At 53.3% G+C, this 3,317-nt stretch carries 1 tRNA gene and 2 rRNA genes; all 3 read left to right on the forward strand.

Features of this window, described 5'->3' with window-relative positions:
* Positions 1-54: 54 nt before the first annotated feature.
* The 3 genes from AC07TU_RS20610 to AC07TU_RS20620 all read left to right on the forward strand — a co-directional run bounded on the left by AC07TU_RS20610 (position 55) and on the right by AC07TU_RS20620 (position 3,265).
* Positions 55-2,847, forward strand: a 23S ribosomal RNA gene (locus AC07TU_RS20610).
* 100 nt (positions 2,848-2,947) lie between these two features.
* A 5S ribosomal RNA gene (gene rrf, locus AC07TU_RS20615) occupies positions 2,948-3,062 on the forward strand.
* Between the two features lie 126 nt (positions 3,063-3,188).
* Positions 3,189-3,265, forward strand: a tRNA-Met gene (locus tag AC07TU_RS20620).
* Positions 3,266-3,317: the final 52 nt, after the last annotated feature.

Below are 3,317 nucleotides of genomic sequence, written 5' to 3' on the forward strand. Positions count from 1 at the left end.
AGTTTCGTGTCGGTCTTTGACCGATCCAGGGTTGTCATTGGTGGTGTGGACTCTCAAGCGTGAGGTAAGGGCGTTTGGTGGATGCCTTGGCATGTACAGGCGATGAAGGACGTGGCACGCTGCGATAAGCGTCGGTGAGTTGTGAGCAAACTTTGACCCGACGATTTCCGAATGGGGAAACCCACCTATCCCGATTATTCCTACGATGACTTGTTCATTGTTGGAGTAATCGAGAAACAGGTATCACTTAGCTGAATAAAATAGGCTTCGTGAAGCGAACCCGGAGAACTGAAACATCTCAGTACCCGGAGGAAAAGACATCAACCGAGATTCCGTTAGTAGTGGCGAGCGAACGCGGACCAGGCCAGTGCCTTCTTTTCAACTAGCAGAACAGTCTGGAAAGGCTGACCATAGCGGGTGACAGTCCCGTATGCGAAAGTGATGAAGAAGGACTCGAGTAGGGCGGGGCACGTGAAACCCTGTCTGAACATGGGGGGACCACCCTCCAAGCCTAAATACTCGTACATGACCGATAGCGAACTAGTACCGTGAGGGAAAGGTGAAAAGCACCCCGATGAGGGGAGTGAAACAGTACCTGAAACCGAACGCCTACAAGCAGTTGGAGCCTCTTTATGGGGTGACAGCGTACCTCTTGCATAATGGGTCTGTGACTTAGTGTATCAAGCAAGCTTAAGCCGTTAGGTGTAGGCGCAGCGAAAGCGAGTCTGAATAGGGCGATTTAGTTTGATGCATTAGACCCGAAACCCGGCGATCTAGGCATGACCAGGTTGAAGGTGGGGTAACACTCACTGGAGGACCGAACCGTTTAATGTTGAAAAATTATCGGATGAGTTGTGTTTAGGGGTGAAAGGCCAATCAAGCCGGGAAATAGCTGGTTCTCCGCGAAATCTATTGAGGTAGAGCCTTGGACGAATACCCTAGGGGGTAGAGCACTGGATGGTTGCGGGCGGCGCGAGCTGTACCAATACTAACCAAACTCCGAATACCTAGGAGTACTATCCAGGAGACAGACGGCGGGTGCTAAGGTCCGTCGTCAAAAGGGAAACAGCCCTGACCTACAGCTAAGGTCCCCAAGTCATCACTAAGTGGGAAAGCATGTGGGAATCCCAAAACAGCCAGGAGGTTGGCTTAGAAGCAGCCATCCTTTAAAGAAAGCGTAACAGCTCACTGGTCTAAACAAGGGTTCCTGCGGCGAAAATGTAACGGGGCTAAAGTGATGCACCGAAGCTTAGGGTGTGTAGTTTACTACACGCGGTAGCGGAGCGTTCCGTAAGTCTGTGAAGCCGAAGGGTAACCGACGGTGGAGATATCGGAAGTGCGAATGCAGACATGAGTAGCGATAAAGAGGGTGAGATGCCCTCTCGCCGAAAGACCAAGGGTTCCTGCTTAAAGCTAATCTGAGCAGGGTGAGCCGGCCCCTAAGACGAGCCCGAAGGGGGTAGTCGATGGGAACCACGTTAATATTCGTGGGCCTGGTGGTAGTGACGGATCACGTGTGTTGTATGTCCTTATCGGATTGGACATGCTTCGAAGTGGTTCCAGGAAATAGCTCCACCGTATAGACCGTACCCGAAACCGACACAGGTGGTCAGGTAGAGTATACCAAGGCGCTTGAGAGAAGTGTCCTGAAGGAACTCGGCAAATTGCCTCCGTACCTTCGGAAGAAGGAGGCCCAGCATAAGCGCAAGCTCTTGTTGGGGGCACAGGCCAGGGGGTAGCGACTGTTTAGCAAAAACACAGGGCTCTGCTAAGTCGGCTTCAAGACGACGTATAGGGCCTGACGCCTGCCCGGTGCCTGAAGGTTAAGTGGAGGGGTGCAAGCTCCGAAACGAAGCCCAGGTAAACGGCGGCCGTAACTATAACGGTCCTAAGGTAGCGAAATTCCTTGTCGGGTAAGTTCCGACCTGCACGAATGGCGTAACGACTTCCCCACTGTCTCCAGGACATGCTCAGCGAAATTGAATTCTCCGTGAAGATGCGGAGTACCCGCGGTTAGACGGAAAGACCCCGTGCACCTTTACTGCAGCTTCAGAGTGGCATTAGGAATTAATTGTGTAGCATAGGTGGGAGGCTTTGAAGCATTGGCGCCAGCTGATGTGGAGCCTACGGTGAAATACCACCCTGTTGATTTCTGATGTCTAACCTCGTTCCGTTATCCGGAACAGGGACCCTCTGTGGCGGGTAGTTTGACTGGGGCGGTCGCCTCCTAAAGAGTAACGGAGGCGTGCGAAGGTTGGCTCAGGTCGGTTGGAAACCGACCGTTAGAGTGCAATGGCATAAGCCAGCCTGACTGCGAGACTGACGAGTCGAGCAGAGACGAAAGTCGGTCATAGTGATCCGGTGGTCCCTCGTGGAAGGGCCATCGCTCAACGGATAAAAGGTACGCCGGGGATAACAGGCTGATGATTCCCAAGAGCTCATATCGACGGAATCGTTTGGCACCTCGATGTCGGCTCATCACATCCTGGGGCTGGAGCAGGTCCCAAGGGTTTGGCTGTTCGCCAATTAAAGTGGTACGTGAGCTGGGTTCAGAACGTCGCGAGACAGTTTGGTCCCTATCTGCCGTGGGCGTCGAAATTTGAGAGGAGTTGACCCTAGTACGAGAGGACCGGGTTGAACATACCTCTGGTGTACCTGTCGTCCTGCCAAGGGCGCAGCAGGGTAGCTATGTATGGACGGGATAACCGCTGAAAGCATCTAAGCGGGAAGCCTCCCTCAAGATAAGATTTCTTAGGACGGTGGTAGACCACCACCTTGATAGACTGGATGTGGAAGCGTGGTAACATGTGGAGCTAACCAGTACTAATTGTCCTATTCGCGCTTGATGAGTCCCACCATCAATGACAGCTTTGGCTAGTCATTGAGGTTGATGATTTAAGCCTTGGTGCACGCATCGATTTGAAACCCAATTACACCTGCTTCATTGCTTGGTGACCATAGCGTCAGTGACCCACCCGATCCCATCCCGAACTCGGCCGTGAAACCTGACTGCGCCGATGGTACTATTGCTCAAGCACTGGAAGAGTAGGTCGTCGCCAGGCATTGAAGCCGGTGTAATTGGAAAAACCCATTCACATTGTCAGATACGCAACACGCGTCGCGCTAAACCGGCGCGGCGCGTTTTGCTTTTTCCGGGCTCCGCCACCACGGCGGACCCCACCAGATGGCGCGGGGTGGAGCAGCCCGGTAGCTCGTCAGGCTCATAACCTGAAGGTCGTTGGTTCAAATCCAACCCCCGCAACCATCAAACCACACACAGCCGCCCCACACCGGGCGGCCTTTTTATTGCCCAACGC

It is taken from the genome of Sphingomonas sp. GW821-FHT03E12 (genome assembly GCF_059420685.1).